19 protein-coding genes, 1 tRNA gene and 2 pseudogenes are annotated in these 21,143 nt (G+C 33.3%); 5 read left to right on the top strand and 17 right to left on the bottom strand.

Annotation, left to right across the window (positions count from 1 at the left end; translation table 11 throughout):
• Positions 1 to 5: 5 nt before the first annotated feature.
• The 8 genes and pseudogenes from MK119_RS20495 to MK119_RS20460 form a co-directional block, all read right to left on the bottom strand.
• On the bottom strand, positions 6 to 395 hold the full coding sequence (locus MK119_RS20495) for a TlpA disulfide reductase family protein (RefSeq protein ID WP_290682865.1): 390 nt from the start codon (positions 393 to 395) through the stop codon (positions 6 to 8).
• 100 nt (positions 396 to 495) lie between these two features.
• A complete protein-coding gene (locus MK119_RS20490) occupies positions 496 to 1,065 on the bottom strand; it encodes a L,D-transpeptidase (RefSeq protein ID WP_290682863.1) in 570 nt (189 codons plus the stop codon).
• 16 nt (positions 1,066 to 1,081) lie between these two features.
• The gene (locus MK119_RS20485; RefSeq protein ID WP_290682861.1) at positions 1,082 to 1,789 is read right to left on the bottom strand and encodes a hypothetical protein; all 708 of its coding nucleotides are present in this window, start codon (positions 1,787 to 1,789) and stop codon (positions 1,082 to 1,084) included.
• A 4-nt stretch (positions 1,790 to 1,793) separates the two neighbouring features.
• Positions 1,794 to 2,516, bottom strand: a complete 723-nt coding sequence (locus MK119_RS24425) for a T9SS type A sorting domain-containing protein (protein WP_366512849.1) — start codon at positions 2,514 to 2,516, stop codon at positions 1,794 to 1,796.
• Between the two features lie 51 nt (positions 2,517 to 2,567).
• A pseudogene (locus MK119_RS20475) lies at positions 2,568 to 2,840 on the bottom strand (thrombospondin type 3 repeat-containing protein); the annotation flags it as partial.
• A 302-nt stretch (positions 2,841 to 3,142) separates the two neighbouring features.
• On the bottom strand, positions 3,143 to 5,521 hold the full coding sequence (locus MK119_RS20470; RefSeq protein WP_290682859.1) for a hypothetical protein: 2,379 nt from the start codon (positions 5,519 to 5,521) through the stop codon (positions 3,143 to 3,145).
• A 13-nt stretch (positions 5,522 to 5,534) separates the two neighbouring features.
• The gene (locus MK119_RS20465; RefSeq protein WP_290682857.1) at positions 5,535 to 6,611 is read right to left on the bottom strand and encodes an ABC transporter permease; all 1,077 of its coding nucleotides are present in this window, start codon (positions 6,609 to 6,611) and stop codon (positions 5,535 to 5,537) included.
• Positions 6,612 to 6,620: 9 nt separating this feature from the next.
• Positions 6,621 to 7,817: a BT_3928 family protein gene (locus MK119_RS20460; RefSeq protein WP_290682855.1), complete on the bottom strand. Its 1,197-nt coding sequence runs from the start codon at positions 7,815 to 7,817 to the stop codon at positions 6,621 to 6,623.
• Between the two features lie 135 nt (positions 7,818 to 7,952).
• On the opposite strand from MK119_RS20460, the gene folP reads away from it, so the two are divergent.
• Both folP and cdaA read left to right on the top strand, forming a co-directional pair.
• Complete coding sequence (gene folP / locus MK119_RS20455) at positions 7,953 to 8,774, top strand: dihydropteroate synthase (RefSeq protein WP_290682853.1); 822 nt, start codon at positions 7,953 to 7,955, stop codon at positions 8,772 to 8,774.
• 411 nt (positions 8,775 to 9,185) lie between these two features.
• Complete coding sequence (cdaA, locus tag MK119_RS20450) at positions 9,186 to 9,968, top strand: diadenylate cyclase CdaA (RefSeq protein ID WP_290682851.1); 783 nt, start codon at positions 9,186 to 9,188, stop codon at positions 9,966 to 9,968.
• Between the two features lie 83 nt (positions 9,969 to 10,051).
• Here the strand turns inward: cdaA and MK119_RS20445 are convergent, their stop codons facing one another.
• The 4 genes from MK119_RS20445 to truA form a co-directional block, all read right to left on the bottom strand.
• A complete protein-coding gene (locus tag MK119_RS20445; RefSeq protein WP_290682849.1) occupies positions 10,052 to 10,597 on the bottom strand; it encodes a hypothetical protein in 546 nt (181 codons plus the stop codon).
• A gap of 15 nt (positions 10,598 to 10,612) precedes the next feature.
• A complete protein-coding gene (locus tag MK119_RS20440; protein WP_290682847.1) occupies positions 10,613 to 10,777 on the bottom strand; it encodes a hypothetical protein in 165 nt (54 codons plus the stop codon).
• Positions 10,778 to 11,720: 943 nt separating this feature from the next.
• A complete protein-coding gene (locus MK119_RS20435; protein ID WP_290682845.1) occupies positions 11,721 to 13,511 on the bottom strand; it encodes an ABC transporter ATP-binding protein in 1,791 nt (596 codons plus the stop codon).
• Positions 13,504 to 14,256: a tRNA pseudouridine(38-40) synthase TruA gene (gene truA / locus MK119_RS20430; protein ID WP_290682843.1), complete on the bottom strand. Its 753-nt coding sequence runs from the start codon at positions 14,254 to 14,256 to the stop codon at positions 13,504 to 13,506. The genes MK119_RS20435 and truA overlap by 8 nt, the downstream gene beginning before the upstream one ends.
• Before the next feature lie 197 nt (positions 14,257 to 14,453).
• On the opposite strand from truA, the gene MK119_RS20425 reads away from it, so the two are divergent.
• A complete protein-coding gene (locus MK119_RS20425; protein WP_290682841.1) occupies positions 14,454 to 14,951 on the top strand; it encodes a metallophosphoesterase family protein in 498 nt (165 codons plus the stop codon).
• A gap of 55 nt (positions 14,952 to 15,006) precedes the next feature.
• Here MK119_RS20425 and MK119_RS20420 read toward each other — a convergent pair whose 3' ends face one another.
• Together MK119_RS20420 and MK119_RS20415 are read right to left on the bottom strand one after the other, a co-directional pair.
• On the bottom strand, positions 15,007 to 15,861 hold the full coding sequence (locus MK119_RS20420; RefSeq protein WP_290682839.1) for a hypothetical protein: 855 nt from the start codon (positions 15,859 to 15,861) through the stop codon (positions 15,007 to 15,009).
• Between the two features lie 216 nt (positions 15,862 to 16,077).
• Positions 16,078 to 16,491 carry a DUF4293 domain-containing protein gene (locus MK119_RS20415; protein WP_290682837.1) on the bottom strand — a complete coding sequence of 138 codons (414 nt, stop codon included), beginning with the start codon at positions 16,489 to 16,491 and terminating at the stop codon, positions 16,078 to 16,080.
• Positions 16,492 to 16,672: 181 nt separating this feature from the next.
• Here MK119_RS20415 and rho point away from each other — a divergent pair, with 181 nt between their 5' ends.
• Positions 16,673 to 18,400, top strand: coding sequence for a transcription termination factor Rho (rho, locus tag MK119_RS20410; RefSeq protein ID WP_290682835.1), 1,728 nt, complete (start codon positions 16,673 to 16,675; stop codon positions 18,398 to 18,400).
• Between the two features lie 224 nt (positions 18,401 to 18,624).
• Here the strand turns inward: rho and rpsT are convergent, their stop codons facing one another.
• The 3 genes from rpsT to proS all read right to left on the bottom strand — a co-directional run bounded on the left by rpsT (position 18,625) and on the right by proS (position 20,545).
• A complete protein-coding gene (gene rpsT, locus MK119_RS20405; RefSeq protein WP_290682833.1) occupies positions 18,625 to 18,876 on the bottom strand; it encodes a 30S ribosomal protein S20 in 252 nt (83 codons plus the stop codon).
• A 40-nt stretch (positions 18,877 to 18,916) separates the two neighbouring features.
• A tRNA-Glu gene (locus MK119_RS20400) sits at positions 18,917 to 18,988 on the bottom strand.
• Between the two features lie 78 nt (positions 18,989 to 19,066).
• A complete protein-coding gene (proS, locus tag MK119_RS20395) occupies positions 19,067 to 20,545 on the bottom strand; it encodes a proline--tRNA ligase (protein WP_290682831.1) in 1,479 nt (492 codons plus the stop codon).
• Between the two features lie 163 nt (positions 20,546 to 20,708).
• Here proS and MK119_RS20390 point away from each other — a divergent pair.
• A pseudogene (locus tag MK119_RS20390) lies at positions 20,709 to 21,143 on the top strand (hypothetical protein); the annotation flags it as partial.

Raw genomic sequence — 21,143 nt, 5'->3', positions numbered from 1 at the left:
TATTGTTATTTTAATGCATTTAGCAATGCTTCATCATTTGTTTTTATGGCTTCAAAGAGTTTGATACTACCATCGGGATTGACGATCATGTATCTGGGAATCCAATCGACATCTATTGCTTTTCCAAATGTACCTTTCATTCCTGACTTTAGAAAGTAATATTCTCCTTTGAGTCCATATTTTTCAATTCCTGCTTTCCAGCTTTGTACATTTCGGTCTAAAGATATAAATAGGTATGTTAATTGCGGATTATTTTTTTGAATTTCTTTGATTCCGGGAATTCCAATCAAACAATCGCTACACCATGAAGCCCATATATCCACAAAAATAGTTTTTCCTTGGTATTTTGCTAATATGTTTTCAAAAGTAATGATTTCTCTTGTTGAAGAACGCATTGTTTCTTGTAATGCTTCTGGAGGAAATCCTTTTAGTATTTCTTTTTGACAACTCGTTTATAAAAGGGCAAGTGCTAATATTCGCAGTATGGAATTCATGCTATTTTTGAATGGTAATTTTTGTGTTTTTGGTAATGTAGGGATAAATTTCATCGACGTCTTTGTTTTTCATAGAAATGCACCCTAAGGTCCAATTTCGTTTTTCATCAATCATAGCATCCATACCATCTGGTACTCCGTGAATTCCTACTTCGCCACCAATGGTTTCTCCTTCTTTTATGACACCATCTGCTTTACGCTGATTGAACTTTTTCCACGATTCGGCATTAGGATAGTCGATCCAAATAAATTTTGACCATTTTTTATGAGGATATTTATCTCGTACGCCAAATACTCCTTCAGGCGTTCGTTGATCTCCTTCCTTTTCTTTGTCGTCCACCGGATTTCCACCAAAAACAACATGATATTCTTTTACTAAGGTATCGGCTGCAAATATGGACAGCTTATAATCGCTTTTATCAATTAGAATACGTATTGGAGTTCCATCTGAAAGCAGTTTTTTTATGGGTGTTTCAGTGGCTTTTGGTTGTTCTGTTGCCGTTCTGTTTTTACAAGACCATACACATACTATGATAGCAATACAGGCGAAAAAATAATTAAAAACTTTCATATTTACCTTAGTTAGTTTATTCTACAATGAATTGTCGTATTTCAGAATTAGAGATATTTCCACTTGGGTCTTTAGATTCTATTTTCCAATAATATACTCCTGCTGTTAATATTTCCGTATGCGTTTCTGCTGATAGCATTGTAGCTACTTCTGCAACTGGTGGATTTACTGAATCAACATACACATTATATTCCAATAATTCGGTTTCTCCTTCATCTGGATCATTTCCTTCCCAAGTGAGTACTACATCTGTTACTGTGACTGTTGCTCCATTGTCAGGACTTGTTAATGTAGCTGGAAAAGGCAAATAGTTTGTGATTGTATTAAAAGGCGTTTGAAATTGCCATGTTGCTCCCGTAACAGAGGCATTTTCACTATCAGTTGCGGTTACATTCCAAGAATATGAAGTTCCTTTTTCTAAAGTAATACTTGTTGAAGTTCCTGTTAGATTCTCTGTAGCAACTATCAAATTTGTTGTTACGTTTCTGATTGTAAATGTATATTGCAGATTGGTATCTTCAACATCTTGAAAAGCATTCCATTGAAAGTTAACGCTAATTTCAGTATCTGAGATTTCTTCTCCTGTACATACTGCGTTATTGTTTGGTTCTATATAACTACTTTCAGAAGGAGTATTATTTTCTGGTTCTGGAGCAGGATCAGAATCTCCAGAACTACAACTTACTAACACTATCCTTGCAAAAAGTCCTAAAAATTTCTTCATCTTTTTATTTTTTAATTAGTTTTTGAGTGAATGTATTTTCGCTTGTTGCTAACTGAACAAAATAGACACCTGTTTTTAATTCTTTGATTTCTATTTTTTGATTGTTTATTGGAGTTTTGATCGTTTTTGTAACTATCAATCTTCCTGATACATCATATATACTTACACTTGCATTTTTAATGTCTCCCGCATTTAGCAAACTTAGAAACACATTATTACTGCTTGGATTTGGGACCATAACAAAGTTAGCATTCGAAATCGTTTTTACTGTTTCTGTAAACTTTTCTTGGCAAGCCTTTTCTGTATATACCTCAACAGTGTTTATTGGCTTGTTTAATTGTTTGGTGAAGGTTACTTCCGTATTTTCATCTGGCGCAATTACTGTAAATTCTTCTCCATTGATAAAAATACTGTAGTTGATTGCACCTGTTAAATCTAGCGTATATTCATTACTTCTTGAGAGTGCTGAATTTGCATGTAACTCTGCTGGATCACCTATAATTACTGTAAAGCATTGTTCGTAGTTTTCTGCGGTAATGCTGAAGCACAATTCGTAGGTTCCTGCATCCAAGTTTTCAATCAGTAAATCTTCCGTGAATGTATTTACTGGTAAGTTTATTGGAGTTCCATTTCGTTTTAAGTCTACTTCGTAGTTATGATTTTCGGTCGCTTTGATGTCAATTTTAGCATTATCTAAACTTGCACAGGTTTCACTTTCTGTTAGGATTAAATAATTATCGATTGGTAAAATAAACGGGCAACCATCTGTTGTTGTTCCATTGTAGTATGGACAATCATCATCTACATCAAGAATTCCATCATTATCATCATCGTCGTCACATAAGTCGCCAATTCCGTCTTCATCAAAGTCTTCTTGATTTGGGTTTGTAATTGTTGAACAATTATCATCTACATTTAGAATACCATCACCATCTGTATCATTGTCACACACATCGCCTATTCCATCTCCATCTTGGTCAGCTTGATCTGCATTTGGAATATTTGGGCAGTTATCTTGATAATTATAGATTCCATCGCTATCCGTATCTTCTACGATACGTGTCTCTGTTTTATTGGTGATGATTGGTGCATTAAAATCAAAATAAATTCCTGCTCTATTATCAATTATATCTCCAACTTGTACAGTACTTTTTGGTTTCACTCTAAATGCAATATAACCATGACTATTTGGTTCATCATTTGTACTATCTGGTAAATAAATATCATTAAATAAAAACTCCAATGACGGATTCTCTCCAGTAACTAAACAGACTGCATAATCGTGACTCGCATCTACAGGTTCAAAGGTTTCCCAATCGATCAAATTGCTCATAAAATCTACAATACGAATGTTTACAGCCGGAGACGTTCCTTCATTTTAAATCGAATTACATAATGTAAATATTCATCAATATCTTCAATTAATAGATGCTCGCCTTCCAAAACTGTTTTGTCATTTGGATCATAGGACGAAAGTACTACTTGAAATATATTGTCTTGATTGTCATTTGGATTGGCATCTGATGCTAATGGCGCATTTCCTGAAAAGGTAAGAATATCACCAATATTGTTTGTTGGTGGTGGCAATACGTCAAAATAGGCTATGATACTTCTTGTTTCACCTGCAATTAAATTCGTATAATCCCATGTTAGTAAATTAGTAGCCTGAGTTGTTGGAGGAATTGTGGCTGAGGTAAAATCTAAATTTGCATCGCTAAACGTAAAATTAACTGTTCCATTTTGAATAGTTGTTCCTTGATTTTCTATGACAATACTATATCGTGCTTCAAAACCTGGCACAGCGATATAGATTGGTGAAATAGTTAAGGATACATCATCTACTAATGTATTAAACGTAGCACAAAAATCAACTACTTCTGTGTTGTCACTTCCCGTAAAAGTTACATTTTGGGATGCAGGTGTCATATCAATTGCGCTATCTGAATTTGGATATACTGAATACGAACCTTCAGGAACTGTTATAGAATATTCACCATTTTCATTGGTAAATGTGGTAAAATAGTCAGTTCCATCATAGGCGATAACAGAAATATTTTCTAAAGGAAAATCTGTAGCAGAGCAACCATCTAGATCAAAATCTTGCAAAATGGTTCCTTCAATTGTATTACTCGTGCAAGTTTGAGAAGTAATACATTCTAAGGTATTATTACCAACAGTATAATTTGTGTTATTGGAAACATATTCACAAATTGCGGAACAGTCGGTTAAAACATAATTATCCTGAATTATTAGATTTCCCCCAATGTTTTGTATTGTTTCTAAACCACCTAGACTTACTAATTGCCAGTTGCCTTGCACAGTAACATTGCCTCCAACAGTATGCAGTATTGGAGCCATATTTAAGGTTGTAAATTCTTCGGTATTCGTAATTCTGTAATTCTGATTGATCGCATATAAACTCTGAAAGCTTACATTCCCTGTATTTCCCCAAGTGCCTAAAAAGGAAAGACTGCCACCTATAGTTTGTAATGAATTCATAGAAATGGGAGATGATAAGTCTAAAATATTTTGAAATAAAATAGACCCATCCATGTGTGTGAGTGCGTTTGCACTAATGGCGCCTACACTTACCTCATATCCAGAAAAAACAATATCTCCTCCAATAAATGTTAAACTATTTAAATTAATCGTTCCTACTGAAGATTCTTCTGTTATGTTAATTCCTCCACCTAAAGTTTCTAGATTTGGAAAATTTAAAGAGGCATTAGTTCCTGTGAAAGATTGTGCGTCTAGTCCAAAAGTAATGTTTCCATTGATGGTTTGAAGTTGAGGTAAACTACTAGGAAAAGCTCTTCCGCCATTAAAATCTAAATTTCCTCCAACAAACTCGAGTCCTGTCAATCCATAACGTATTCCTGCAAAATTCAAATTGATATCTCCTTCTACCGTTCTGAGATTGTTTAAAAAGCTTAGTCCCACACTTGTAGTGCATTCATCAAAAATTCCTGTCAAACCAATACTACCTCCTATGGATTCTAACGACGTAAAGTCGTTTATTGCATTCACATCATCATCATCCCAATTGTCACAAAAAAAGCCAATACCACCTTCTATTCGTTCCAAAAGTGTAAGTCCTATAAAATCATGAAAATATGTTCTGCTGAAACTTAAACCTCCTCCTATAGTTTCTAGGTTGTTAAAAGCATTAAAAGTTATTCTTCTGTAAAGTCCCATGTATAGACTTCCTCCAATAGTTTCAACATTATTGAAGCCATTTATCAAATTCATACTTGGAACGATTGGAGATACATCTTGGTCATAAAAATGACTAAAGAGAACAGATCCTCCAACAGTTATTAAATTATTAAAACCTGAGACTTCTTCTAAATCTTCATTGGTTAGAAATGATAATGTACCGCCGATAGTTGTAAGACTATTAAAACCTGAAATAGTTTCTACTCCATGATTGTATTCAAACTTTAGGTCTCCACTTACTGAAACTAAGTTGCTAAAATCAATATTGGTGCTGTGGGCGGTATTCAAAATTTCAAATGATCCATCAATAGAAGTGATAAAATTCAAACCACTTATATCTGCAACATTATCAGATACTGTTATACTTACTGGAATATTTGTACAAGTAGTGGAATAGGCAGTCACAAAAGTATCTACTTCCTCTTGCGTTGATAAAACAATGTCTTCTGTTGGACATTGTGCACGCAAATTATAGACACTAAGAAACAGCACTATAAATAGTGTAATTTTCTTCATTGAAAAGGTTGTTTTATTTTAGACGTATCTTGGGATCGAGGTAACTATACGTAATATCGACTAAAATATTGATAATTACAAACATAGACGCAATTATTAGAACAGCTCCCATAATAATGGGTAAGTCTTGACTATTTAAAGCATCAACAATCTCTTTTCCAAGTCCGTTCCAACCAAAGATGTATTCTACAAATACAGCTCCTGCTAACATGGAAGCAAACCAACCCGAAATAGCAGTAATTACAGGATTTAACGCATTTTTCACAGCATGCTTTCGTATGATTTGAAATTCACTCAAACCTTTGGCTCTTGCCGTACGAATGTAGTCTTGATTGAAGACTTCTAGTAACGAATTTCGCATGAGTTGAATAACAACAGCCAACGGACGGATTCCTAAGACAATAGCTGGCAAGATGAGATTTTTCCAACGAATACTAATCGATTCTCCAAAATCGTCTACTTCATAGAGACTACCTGTCATATTCAAGCCTGTAAATTCATGCAATAGAAAACCAAAAATCCATGCAAATAATATGGCACTAAAGAAAGAAGGTACACTCATTCCTAACGTACTTATGATTTGAATCATCTTGTCTAAAAATGTGTCTTTATACAACGCAGAGATAATTCCAAATATGATTCCAAGCAACATCGCAATACTTATCGCAGCTACTGCTAGCACTATCGTATTAGGCAATGTTTCTTTGATGACTTGTGCTACACTTTTGCCCGATTTTTGAAAGGATTCTCGCAAATACGGAAGTTTTATCACTGTTGTCGTGTTTCCAATGGTAAAGAGTTTGGCTGCGCTGTATTTTTTATCAGACAAATAGGTATAATCATCTTCTTGGGTAGAATGAAAAGACACTGGCAACAAATCATTAAGATAGTATGCATATTGTGTCAATATCGGTTGATCAAAGCCATATTTTTTTTTGACTACGGCAATTTGCTCTTCTGTTTGATTTTGCCCACGCATCATTTTTGCAGGATCGCCCGTTAATATATTAAACAAGAAAAAAATCACAGTAACGACTCCGAAAAGTGTTAGAAATGCATAACCGATTTTATGTAGTATGTATCTTCCCAAGAATTGTTTTTACAGTTTTATGGTGTCAAAATCGTTGTAATGTTTTTTATCTGTAATGGTTCCTTTTTCAACTTTCATCACTCCAGGATTGGATCGTAACGTCGTTTTTAATGCTGTTTCATCTGTTAGGTAAAAGTCAAAATTGAATTCCATAACCGCGGATAAGTCTTTTAAATCTTGCGGATCAGAGGATGACAAACCAATCACTTTGTAACCCGCGTCAATAGCTTTATCTGTAAATGATTTGACTTTTAATAGACCTTCCTCTTCTACTTTATCCAAGCTATATATAATAACCATGATGAGTTTTTCTTCTTCCATCATCATTTCCATGACATCCTCTCCATCTAAGCTTTCAATAGAGAAATCGTGAATTGGTGGTTCGTAACCTTCTTCTATAATCTTACTAGTTACACTCTTGTAAGTTCCACCTTCTACTTCAGGATAATTTGCATCTTGTGTTGTTATTTCTAAATCTTCACCATTGACATCAAAAATCCATACATATTCAAAAACTGGTCGTGGTGCATCTGGTGGAATTGTCATTCCGTCCATAATATTTGTACCGATTTTATACGCTCTAAAATCAAATACTGGTAAGTGGTTTAGTACGTGTCTTCCAAAGAAAATACATACCAATAAACTTACTGTAGTAATTGCAATATTTGCTTTTTGAGGTAAAATTGGTTTGATGTTTTTAATTCCCATAAAAAGAATCAAAATTGCCACTAGTAAAATGATATCTTTCCAGAAACTTTCCCAAGGAGTTAATTTCCAAAAATCACCAAAACACCCACAATCCGTTACTTTATTGAAATATGCTGAATAGAATGTCAGGAAGGTAAAGAAAACGATTAATCCTAGCAAACTCCACAATACAGGTTTTTTTAACAAACTCAGTAAAATCATGACTCCAAGAATGACTTCCAGAATCACTAAAAAGACTGCCATCCACAAGGCATACGGTGAGAGAAACTCCATATTTAATACATCTTCTGCAAAGTAATCTGTCAATTTAAACGAAAATCCTACAGGATCATTGAGCTTTATAAAACCTGAAAAAATAAATAATCCACCTACAAAAATTTGACAAATGATCGTGAGTATTTTTCCGTAAACTGTATTAAAAAAAGCTACTTTATATTTAACAATTTGTAGCCAAAGTTGCTTTGCTTTTGAGTTTTTCACTTCTCCTGTATTTTCCATTGTAATTTTTTTATGATAGTTCTTGAGCAAACCATCTATTTGTTATGCGATACGCAAGATTTTATGTAAATTTCGTCCAAAATTACCAATTTAAAAAAAGAAAAGGACATAAGTTAGTTTTAAAGGTATTTATGTATGCAAAGTATAAACTGTAATGGAAAATTAGTGTCTCTGGAAACGCCAAAAGTCATGGGGATTTTGAATGTAACTCCCGATTCTTTTTATGATGGCGGAATGTACAAAGATGCTTCTACTATATTAACACAAGTAGAAAAAATGCTAACTGATGGCGCTACTTTTATTGATGTTGGCGCATATAGTTCGCGTCCAAATGCACCTCATGTTTCTTTAGAAGAGGAAAAACAACGCTTATTGCCTATTTTGAAATTGATTTTACATAAATTTCCTGAAACAATTCTTTCCATTGATACTTTTCGCAGCGAAGTTGCTAAGGCCGCTATCGATTTAGGTGCTGCTATTGTGAATGATATTTCTGCTGGAAATTTAGATAACAATATGATGAACGTTGTGGGCGATCTTGGTGTTCCTTATATTATGATGCACATGCAGGGAACTCCAAAAACGATGCAGCAAAATCCTAGCTATGAAGATGTTTTGAAAGATATTTTCCATGAACTTTCCGAGAAGATTGCGCTCGCACGCTCATGTAAAATCAAGGATATTATTGTTGATCCAGGTTTTGGTTTTGGAAAAACAATTGCTCATAATTATACCATTTTAAAAGAGTTACGTTTGTTTGAAATATTAGATTGTCCAATATTAGCCGGAGTTTCTAGAAAGTCTATGATTTATAAAGTGTTAGATGTTTCTCCACAAGAAGCTTTGAACGGAACTTCTGTCTTGCATACGATTGCTTTGCAAAATGGCGCTTCTATCTTGCGTGTCCATGATGTAAAAGAAGCAGTAGAATGTATTAAGTTGGTTGGAATGTTATAAAAAAACTACCTAAAATTACTTCTAGGTAGTCGATTTCATGTGTTTCTTACATTTTAAAGATCTGGATCGCACAGACAACATTGTATTTCAGCACAATGATGTCCGCAATCAAAATAAACTCCATTGCTGAAGGATTAGACACGAATACAGTTAATTTTGTGCTGTTGTGATTTCTCGAGCTCTAAAACACCGTCAATTTTTAAAATTTTGTGTAACATAATGTAGTTTGTTTTTTTGACTGAATGATGGTTCAAAACAAAAATTTTCACACTAAAATCATTGTGTTTTCAATTGGCAAGTTTGTTTTAATATTTTTAAGATCGTTACACAAATAATTCGTTTTATGCTACAGTTTATTTGCTATTGCATAATATTTGTTATTTTTACTTATTCGTATAGCAAAAACTCACTTTGGACTTCTTTGGTTTTTTAAATTTTGGACTGTTAGACTTCATCGAAATTATTCTCGTTGCAGTGTTGTTGTACTATGTATACAAGCTTGTTAAAGGAACTGCTGCTATTAATATTTTTATTGGAATTGTTATCATTTTTGTGATTTGGCAGATTACCAAAGCACTAGACATGAAAGTATTGAGCACTATTTTTGGTGCCTTTATAGACGTTGGAATTTTAGCTTTATTCATTGTATTCCAACAAGAAATTCGAAAGTTTTTATTGATGATTGGCTCCACTAATTTTGCTACGAAACGTAGTTTTGTAAAGCATTTTAAGTTTTTAAAACAAGAAATTAATACTGATACAGATGTTGAAGCTATTTTGGAAGCCTGTACCAAAATGTCTGCAACCAAAACAGGTGCTATTATTGTCATTGAGCGTAATAATTCGTTAGAATTTGTCAAAGATTCTGGCGATACGATGGGCATGGATGTAAATGTCCCAACGCTGGAAACAATCTTCTTTAAAAATAGTCCGTTGCACGATGGCGCCATTATTATTGAAGGAAATCGTGTGACAGCAACACGCGTTATTTTACCAGTTTCAAAATCTACTATAATTCCACAACGTTTTGGATTGCGCCATAGAGCAGCCGTAGGAATCACTGAAAAAACGGATGCTTTAGTATTGGTGGTTTCTGAAGAAACTGGACAAGTTTCGTATATCCGTGATGGAGAGTTTGTATTTTATAAAGGCATCGAAGTACTTCAAGAAATGTTAGAGAATGATTTGAGTTAGGATTTTTTTTGCTTTTGTGATTTGCTGTAAGCAAAAAAGTCATATGTTATTCATGTGACTTTTTGTAGTCATGTTATGTTTTATTAGTTAGATGTCATCCATATATTGATTGTTTTATTTTTTAGATCATTTTTCGTATTGGGTTGTATGAATTCTATTTTTACAATGCTTTCAGTCGCAATTTCGTAATCTCGGTGCTCAATCAAATATCCATTAACATAAATTTCATTCAAAGGATTGATCTTAAAAAAACTATTTAATTCTTGTTGACTTATAGTTTTTACTTTTTTATTCATATCAACTAATACAATACCATTTTCACTTAGGTTATAAAATTTATGCTCTTTGCGATTTGGTTTTTCTTTCATGACGTACATCTTCTCAATCGTTTCTTTGTGATTGCTGATAGAACTCTCGCTTGAAATTATAGAATCATTAATAATAACTATAAGACTGCTATTGTTTGTTTTTGGAAGTTTATTATATTTCTTTTGACTATAGCAGCTAGAAAAAAAGAGCATACAGAAGAAAGTTATTATTAATTTCTTTTTGGAATTTTTGAAAATTAAATTCAAAAATAAATGCATTACATTTTTAGATGTTGACTTTTTTTGTTTTTTGATTTTCATCTTAATATTTATTTTTTAGTTTGAACTCAAACACCCACCTTGACGCAATGGCGAGTTATTACTCGTTTTTGTTATCGTGGTAGTAGAATCTGAATCTCGAGCTCTAACTTCTTGACCTAAAATTGCAGGACTTCTTCCATTAAAAAGTAAAGAACTTACAGTTGTTGATGGTAAATTCATTCCGCCTAAGTTACCAATATTTATTCCAAAATCTGCACATGCATAATTATTTGTATTGTATGTAGGTGGAAAATTTATACTATAGTTTACAATACTAGTTAGCTGACAGCTAGTTATATTCTTAGGGCTGCTTATTAATAATCTGAGAAAGATATCCTTCATTAATTTCTAATTTTTCAGATAACCTAAAAAGAGTCATTTCAGGCTCTAGATACAGTTCATTTTGTAACACGAATTGATGAATTTTGTCAAATTTATTCTTTCTTTGTTCAGTGTTACTAAATTCTTTTTTAGTGCCTACTCTTTTCGATTTTTCTCTTATTTTTTGCCTATCTCTATACAAAAGATTTTGAATGATAGATGTACAACACATCTAATAAATTAAAATAGAAATATCAATCCACAACGGATAATATTTATAATATCCTTTTCCTAAGATGGGTCTTAAGAAAACAATTGATATAAACCACAAAACACACAACAATAAACCAAATATTAGCATTTTTTTCAACCATAAAGTGGTTTTTGGAATTCTTTTAAAATCTTTAGGTTTTATTTTTTTATCATAAATAGTTATGGTTGTATACACCAGTATAATAATTATTACAGAGAAAAGCAGTGAAGAATATTCTGCAGTCCAATTCTAATATATCACAAATTCATAATCTATCTTAAATAATTCCGTCAATACCTGATATGATATTGCTAAAAAGAAAGGAATAAAAAGTACATATGAGTACTTTCTTCTCATTATTTCATCTAAACAACTTTTCACAAAAAAATAAAACATCACAACCATCAAAAACTCGAACGGAGTAAATAGTAAATCATTCTTATATAATTCTAATGAAACAAGTCCAGTGTACGTTGTAAAAATTCAAATGAAGTATCTCCACTAAAAATATTTTTCGATTGTTGTAAATTAAGATTTTTACATACAAAATTAAACCGCTTCCTGCTGAATAAACTGCACTTCGTATAAGTTTTTGTAATAACCGTTATCGATTTGTAGCAATTGTTCGTGAGAACCTTGTTCTACAATTTCTCCAGCATCCATCACAATGATTTTGTCAGCCTTTTTGATGGTTGCCAATCTGTGTGCAATGACGATAGAAGTTCTTCCTTTTGTAATAGTATCTGTAGCGTTTTGAATGAGCTGTTCTGAATACGAATCAACTGATGAGGTTGCTTCATCTAAGATTAAAATTCTAGGGTTTGTAACATACGCACGTAAAAATGAAATCAATTGTCGCTGCCCAGAAGATAACATGCTTCCACGCTCTTTTACATTGTATTCGTAGTTATTTGGCAAGCTCATGATAAAATCGTGAACACCTATTTGTTTTGCAGCGGCTTCCACTGTTTCCCTTGTAATTGCTGGATTTTTGAGCGTGATATTATTTAGAATGGTATCTGCAAACAAGAAAACATCTTGCAATACAACTGCAATTTTTGCGCGTAGCGCTGCTAATTTTACATCATTGATGTTTGTTCCATCAATCGAAATTGATCCAGAATCAATCTCGTAAAAACGATTCAACAAATTGATAATCGTGGATTTTCCAGCTCCAGTAGCTCCAACAATTGCCACGGTTTGTCCTTGTTGAACATCAAATGAAATTCCATGCAATACCTCTTCATCTTGTATATATGAAAAACGAACATCTTTAAAAGTCAAGTCGCCTTTAATATCTAAAGAAGTAATGTTGCCATTGTCTTCAATTTTACTATCTGTATCTAAAATTTCAAAAATTCTTCCTGCTGCTACCATTCCCATTTGCAAGGTATTGAATTTGTCTGCAATTTGTCGTAATGGTCTAAATAGCATTCCGATCATCATGATAAATGCAAATACATTTCCTAATTGTTCAGATCCATCTGTTGCTAATTCTGTCGTAACAATTTCGGCAGTCATTAGACCTCCATACCAAACTACTAAACCTACAGCAATAGAATTTGCTAAATCCGGAATTGGGAAAAATATAGAGTTATACCAAATGGTTTTTAACCAGCCTTTTTTATGCTTTTCGTTAATTGCTTTAAAGTTCTTGTATTCTGTTTCTTCTCTTGAAAATAATTGAACGATTTTCATTCCCGTCACTCGTTCCTGCACAAAAGAATTCAGATTTGATATTTGTGCACGTACTTCTTCAAAGGCAGATTTCATCGCTTTTTGAAATACACGTGTAGCATAAATAATCAAAGGAAGAATCGCAAATACAGTTAATGCCAATTTCCAACTTATCCATAACATAACGCCCATTACAACCAACATTTTCAATAAGTCAGCAATAATGACAAATAATCCTTGACTAAAAATACTGGCAATAGTTTCAATATCACTTACCGCTCTTGTTACCAAGCGTCCTACCGAAGATGTATCGTAATACGCCATTTTAAATTGAAGCATGTGATGGAATAACTTCTGACGAATGTCTTTAATAATGGTTTGCCCTAACCAATTGGCATAGAACACAAATAAAAACTGAAAAATAACTTCCATCAACAATACACTTAACATCAACAAGATATAAATCAGTAAACCTTCTTTATCTTTGGTCAAAATGTAATCATCTACAGTAATTCTCAATAAAAAAGGACGTCCCACCGCAAACACAGACAATAATATTGCTGCAACTGCTACAAAATATAAGGTGATTTTATAGGGATTTGTATAGGTCAATAATCTTTTAAAAAGACCAAAATCAAATACTTTTCCGGTTACTTTAGCCATTGGTTGTAAAGGTTTCTGTTGGGTATGTTACCTCAGTTAAATATAAAGCTTTTCCTGGTACCGATGTTCCTGCTTTATTTCGATCTCTCGATTCTATTATTTGTTTAAATTCAGCTATGGATAATTTTCCCAATCCGACTTCCAATAGCGTTCCAACAATGGCGCGAACCATGTTTCTAAGAAAGCGATCAGCACGAATGGTAAATACTAGCAATTCATTTTTTTGTTCCCAAACTGCTTTTTCAATTTTACAGATGTAGGTTTTTACATCTGTATGTGTTTTGGAAAAGCACTTAAAATCATCGTAGTTAAACAACTCTTTTGCCGCTTCATTCATTATAGCCACATTCAGTTGTTTAAAAACGGTATGCGCTGATTGATTATGAAATGGATTTTTTTTTGAAACTATCCAGTATTCATAGGTTCTTCCAGTGGCATCAAATCGTGCATGTGCATCGGCATGAACGGGATGAATGTGTTGAATTGCCACATCTTTTGGTAAAAACGAATTCAACTTATATGTTATTTCTGACGGATCAAATGATATGTCGGTATCAAAATGCGCATACATTTGTTTGGCATGTACGCCAGCATCTGTTCTTCCTGCACCAACAATTGCTGTGGTTGATCGCAACAAAGTAGACAAGGATTTTTCAATAACCTCTTGCACAGAAATGGCATTCGGTTGATTTTGCCAACCGTGATAATTTTTGCCATTATACGAAAGTTCAATGAAGTATCTCAAAGTAATATTTGCTACTTTTGTTTCAGACTGACAAAGATAAGTTTTAATTCATTAGGTTAAGCTAATTAAGAATTATTTAGCAAACTTTTAGTCGGTAATCGAGATTAATTACGCCAGTATTTGGTTTTACCTTTTTAAAAGAAAATTCCTTGTAAATATCTTACGGTTGCTCGTGGATAATTTATTAAAATGATTTTATGAAGAAAATTTTACTCCTATCTGACACACATAGTCATATTGACGATCAAATTTTAAAACATGTAGACTATGCTGATGAAGTGTGGCATGCAGGCGATATTGGTGATTTGTCAGTAACAGATACAATACAAAAATTAAAACCTTTGCGTGGTGTATACGGAAATATTGACAACGATAAAGCACGTATGGAATTTCCAGAACACAATCGTTTTATGTGTGAAGATGTTGATGTATGGATAACACATATTGGCGGTTACCCAAATAAATACAACCTGCGTGTGCGTGATGAAATTCGTCAAAATCCACCACAGCTTTTTATTTGCGGGCATTCCCATATTTTAAAGGTAATGTTTCATAAAAAGTTGAATTTACTTCATATGAATCCAGGCGCATGCGGAAAACATGGCTTTCATAAAGTACGTACCATGCTTCGTTTTGTGATTGATAAAGACAAAATCAAAGATTTGGAGATTATTGAGTTGGCGAATAGGTATTAAAACAAAAAACCTCAGTATTTTACTGAGGTTTATATATTATTAAATATAGTGTATTTTAACTTAATCCACTTAAAATAGCATCTGCATATACTTGTGGATCGTTTCCACATTTTTGGATATCATCATACAGCCAGATGAATCCTCCTGTGATTTTATCTTTTTTCCACTTTGTGAATTGAATTTTTATTTGTTTTGGATCCATTCCTTGCATACACTCATCTCCATGCTTGCACCATAAACCTGGATCTACGAAACCTGCAGCATCAAAACCTCTACCCATAGCTACCTGTAAAGGATCGATCCAATCTTTTTTAACTCTACCAATATTATAAGCTCCTCCTGCATAACATTGCAAATTGAATCTGGTTACTAGTCCAGGGTTCGTTTGTTCTAAACACTTTAAACAATTTATCCAAAATGGACTATTTGTATATGGACAAAAAGTAATTTCTTCAAATCCAATAGTTGCTAACATACGACTAAATCTAGTAATTGTATTGATATTGTAATTTCCTTCATCATCATAATCAATTCCATCAATTGCTGGAATCACATGACGCAATGTTTCAAAGTTTTTATATAAAATACTAGAAGGTCCATCACCTTGTGTATTTAACAAACTCATAATGTGGTAAAAATCATTTGTTTCCCATCCACCTATTGAGAATAATATTCTATTGACACTTCCTCCTTCTTTTACTTGTTCCAATTCTTCTCCCCAAGATGGATCTCCTACATATTGACCATTTGATATAATAAGTGTATCATTATATGCTAAATCACCATTTGGACGCACATGAAGTGCCCAACAAACTACTGTTGTAAATCCTGATTCTTTAATTGTTGGTAAGGCAGAATCTGATCCTGGATAAAAAGGTCCACCTCCGTAAATTGATGCTGTAAGTCCCATAGTTAATATTTTTTATGTTAGGTTAAAAAGTTGCATAAACTTACAATTGATTCAATGGATATTTTAACGTGTTTTTGTTGATTTTTAGATGTACGTATTTTTACTTGATATTTGTAGTAATTAAATCATTAAATGATTTAAGCATTTTTCATAAAAAAACTCCAAAGTTTTGACACTTTGGAGTTTTTACGCACTAAGATTACTAAGATGTTAGGTTTATCGCAATCGATCTACAGATTTTACAAGGTCTTCATCCTTTTTAATTGCTCGGTTTGCGAGCACTAATAAAACGATAGAAATAAGAGGAAGAACAACCCCAATACCTTTCTCAGAGATTTTATCAATCCCTCCAGATAAATTTAGCATTCGATATACAAATATCCCTAATAAAATAAGGTGAAATAAGATGTTGAAACGATTCAACACAAATTGTAATTTTCTATTTTTAAATAAAAAGATCGTGATCAAAGCAAGCGCTGCTGACGCCATAAACAATCCAAAATAGGAAAGATCGTCTTTAGCAAAAACTTCTACTTCATTTTCTAAAGTATATAGATTGAATACAAATGACAAACCACCCGCAACTGCTGCGACTAATAACATATATAAACTTTGTATCCTTTGGATCATATCTTAAAATTGGATCACAAAAATAATAGTTCTTTTCATAAAATACTATTTTGTTTATTAAAATAAATTTGTATTATTGCATAGATAATTCATAATCTATTGTTACTAATAGATTTACATACTTCTTACGAGTAACCATTACTACTCATTTTTCAAAAAACAATTCATTACAAGCCATTACATGTTAGAAATTTCAGAATTAAAAAGTAAAAAACTCCCTGAATTACAAGAAATAGCCAAAGCTTTAGCTGTTCCAAAATATAGGACCTTAAAGAAATTAGATTTAATTTATAAAATATTAGACCTACAGGCTAGTAATCCTGAGTCAGTTGCACCAATTACTAAAACAGAATCCAAGTCAGAAGAACCTGCTCCAAAGCGAAAAAGAATTAAAAGAGAGCCTAGTCAACGAGCTGATAAAAAACCTTCTTCCCCACAAGCAGCTTCTTCACAAAAAAAATCGACTCCAAATCCTTCTGAAAAATCTAATACACAACAGACACCAAAACAAAACAAACCTACTCGTAAGACCGTAGATAAGAATAAACCATTAGATAAGAATCAAAAAAATACTGCTCCTCAAGCAAAAAAAGAAGATTCAAAGAAATCTGAAAACGATAATTCAGATACTTCTAACAACAACAATAATAAGAAGCAACAAAATAATAACAATAAACACAACAACAAGAAAGATCATTTACAACAAAACAAACACAACAATAAGAAAGATAATTCGCATAAAAATAACGGAAACAAAGATCAGCGTAATCGCTATCGCGAGCCTGACTTTGAATTCGATGGAATTATTGAAAGTGAAGGTGTTTTAGACATCATGCAAGATGGTTACGGTTTCTTACGTTCATCTGACTATAATTATTTATCATCTCCTGACGATATTTATGTATCTCAATCACAAATTCGCTTATTCGGATTAAAAACTGGAGATACAGTTTTAGGAATTGTTCGCCCACCAAAAGAAGGCGAAAAGTATTTTCCTTTAATTAAAGTGAGTAAGATTAACGGTTTAGATCCACAAGTAGTACGTGATCGTGTTGCTTTTGAACATTTAACTCCATTATTCCCAGATGAAAAGTTTAAAGTAGCAGAACGTCAAAGTACCATTTCAACCAGAATTATTGACTTATTCTCTCCTATTGGTAAAGGACAAAGAGGAATGATTGTTTCTCAACCAAAAACAGGAAAGACAATGCTCTTGAAAGACGTTGCAAATGCAATTGCTGCTAATCACCCTGAAGTATACCAAATCATCTTACTGATTGATGAACGTCCTGAAGAAGTTACCGATATGCAACGTAATGTAAAAGGTGAAGTAATCGCTTCTACATTTGACAAAGAAGCTTCTGACCATGTAAAAGTTGCCAATATTGTTTTAGAAAAAGCAAAACGCTTGGTAGAATGCGGACACGATGTAGTTATCTTATTGGATTCTATTACTAGATTGGCCAGAGCTTACAATACAGTACAACCTGCTTCTGGTAAAATATTAAGTGGTGGTGTAGATGCAAATGCACTTCATAAACCAAAACGTTTCTTTGGAGCTGCTCGTAATATTGAAGGCGGCGGATCGTTATCAATCATTGCAACTGCATTGACAGAAACTGGATCTAAAATGGATGAAGTAATCTTTGAAGAATTTAAAGGTACTGGAAACATGGAGCTTCAATTAGATCGTAAGATTTCTAATAGAAGAATTTTCCCTGCAATCGATCTTACTTCTTCCAGTACACGTAGAGATGACTTATTACTTGATGAAAGCACAATACAACGCATGTGGGTAATGCGTAAATATTTAGCAGACATGAACCCTGTAGAAGCTATGGAATTCATCAACCAACGCATAAAACAAACTCGAAACAATGAAGAGTTTTTAATTTCCATGAATGGATAATTAAAAACCAAAACATAAACTAAAAGCTGCTCAATAGATGACATTGAGCAGCTCTTTTTTATTCCATACAATTTTTACAAGACTAAAAAACGAGCCTTTAAAACACCTTATAATTTTATCTCTAAAGAAATTTACTTCTAGAGGTTTTAGCAAACTATAAGACATAAAAAAACTCCAATTAAAAAATTGGAGTCTATTGTTATATCTTAAGTATGTACTTTTTATTAAAGTGCACTTACATGTTTAGCTAATTTTGATTTTAAATTAGCCGCTTTATTATTGTGAATAATATTGCGCTTAGCTAATTTATCAATCATAGAAGTTACGCTAGATAATAAAGCTTCAGCTTCTTTCTTATCAGTAACAGATCTTAATTTCTTAATAGCGTTACGAGTCGTTTTGTGCTGATATCTATTTCTTAGACGCTTCGTCTCGTTACTTCTAATTCTTTTTAATGCTGACTTATGATTTGCCATCTCTCTTCTTAATTATCTTTTTTTAAAACTTTATGTTTAGTAGCCCGTAGGGGATTCGAACCCCTGTTACCAGGATGAAAACCTGGCGTCCTAACCCCTAGACGAACGGGCCATTATTTCTGTTAGCGGATGCAAAAATACAACTATTTTTATATGCTCCAACTATTTTTAAAAGTTTTTTTTATTTTTTTTAATAAGCTTTGGCAAATAGAACTCTTTTAGTCGATTTCTGACCCGAATATACACATTTTCCTTCTTCTTCCAAAGCATCTAATGGAATACATCTGATTGTTGCTTTGGTTAATTCTTTTATTTTGCTCTCAGTTACCTGAGTACCATCCCAATGCGCCGAAACAAATCCTCCTTTATTTTTTATAACATTTTTAAATTCTTCAAAAGTATCAACCTCTGTTGTGTTTTCTTCCCTGTAATTTTTAGCTTTTGTAAATAAATCCTCTTGAATTGCATCTAAGAGACTCAAAACAGTTGCTACGGCATCTTCTTGAGCAACAGATTGCTTTTCAAAAGTATCTCTACGTGCAATTTCTAAGGTTCCGTTTTCTAAATCACGTGCTCCCACAGCAATACGTAATGGTACTCCTTTTAATTCCCACTCTGCAAACTTAGCTCCTGGGCGTAAGGTATCTCTTTTATCAAATTTGATAGAGACTCCTTTAGCTTTTAATTCACCTGAAATTTCAACGACTTTCGCTGCAATTGCTTCAAATTGTTCTTCATTCTTGTATATAGGAACAAAAACCACTTGAATTGGCGCTAATTTTGGAGGCAATACTAATCCTGCATCATCGCTATGTGTCATAATCAACCCTCCCATTAATCGTGTAGAAACTCCCCAAGAAGTAGCCCAAACTAATTCTTGTTTTCCTTCTTTTGTTACATATTTCACATCAAATGCTTCCGCAAAGTTTTGACCTAAAAAGTGTGAAGTCCCAGCTTGCAATGCTTTTCCATCTTGCATTAAGGCTTCAATTGTGTACGTATCTAATGCTCCTGCAAAGCGTTCACTTTCTGTTTTTGCCCCTTTAACAACAGGCATTGCCATAAAATCTTCTGCAAATTCTGCATATACTTTTTGCATTTGCAACGATTCTGCAACTGCTTCATCTTTTGTTGCATGCGCAGTATGTCCTTCTTGCCATAAAAATTCAGCTGTTCTCAAAAATAAGCGCGTACGCATTTCCCAACGAACTACATTTGCCCACTGATTTATCAAAATAGGCAAATCTCTGTACGATTGAATCCAATTTTTATAGGTGTTCCAAATAATTGCTTCACTAGTTGGACGTACAATAAGTTCTTCTTCTAATTTCGCATTAGGATCTACAATGAGTTTTCCGTCTTTGTCAGGGTCAGTTTTTAATCTGTAATGAGTAACTACTGCACACTCTTTTGCAAAGCCTTCTGCATTTTTTTCTTCGGCTTCAAAGAGACTTTTAGGCACAAATAGTGGAAAATATGCATTTTCATGTCCAGTTTCTTTAAACATTTTATCTAATTGAGCTTGCATTTTTTCCCAAATGGCATACCCGTATGGCTTAATTACCATACATCCTCTTACAGCTGAGTTTTCAGCTAAATCAGCCTTTACAACCAATTCGTTATACCATTTTGAATAATCCTCAGATCTCTTTGTTAATTTCTTGCTCATTCTTAGTAGTTTGGCACAAATATTGTGAATATGTTAAATAAAAAATAGTTTCGACAAAACTAACTATTTTTGTATTGTTCAACAATTAATTTTAGGAGATATGCGAGTAATTTACTATTCACTAAACTACATAAAGGCTATACATATTTTAGCGATAACTTTTTTGACATTAACATCTTGTGGCACATACCAGCAAGCTACGTATGATGATGGAATTTATAGTTCTGGTGAACAAAGAAGCGAAACAGTAGAAGTTGTTAACAACAATAATGGTACCAACAACGCATATCAAAATTATTTTGAGCAAAAATCATACGAAGCTGATGATCGTTATGGCGATGTTTTTACAGACGTAGAATCGTATTCTAGTCAAGGTAATGTTGAACCACAGACAGAAACAAATGTTGACGCAATTGGATACTCAGAAAGCTACTCTCCTTGGGGTGAAACCGCAGATGATATCACTATAAATGTTTATGGTGGCGGCTGGAATAACTGGGGCTGGGGAGGCTGGAACACTTTGGGCTGGGGTCGATGGTGGGGGTCTCGCTATGGATCCTATGGGTGGGCATCGGACGTGGGAAATTGTTATTGTGGC

The sequence above is a fragment of the Kordia sp. genome (genome assembly GCF_022447245.1).
GTDB lineage: Bacteria > Bacteroidota > Bacteroidia > Flavobacteriales > Flavobacteriaceae > Kordia.
The sequence above is the reverse complement of the archived record's forward strand: the minus strand, read 5'-3'. Positions and strand labels throughout refer to the sequence as shown.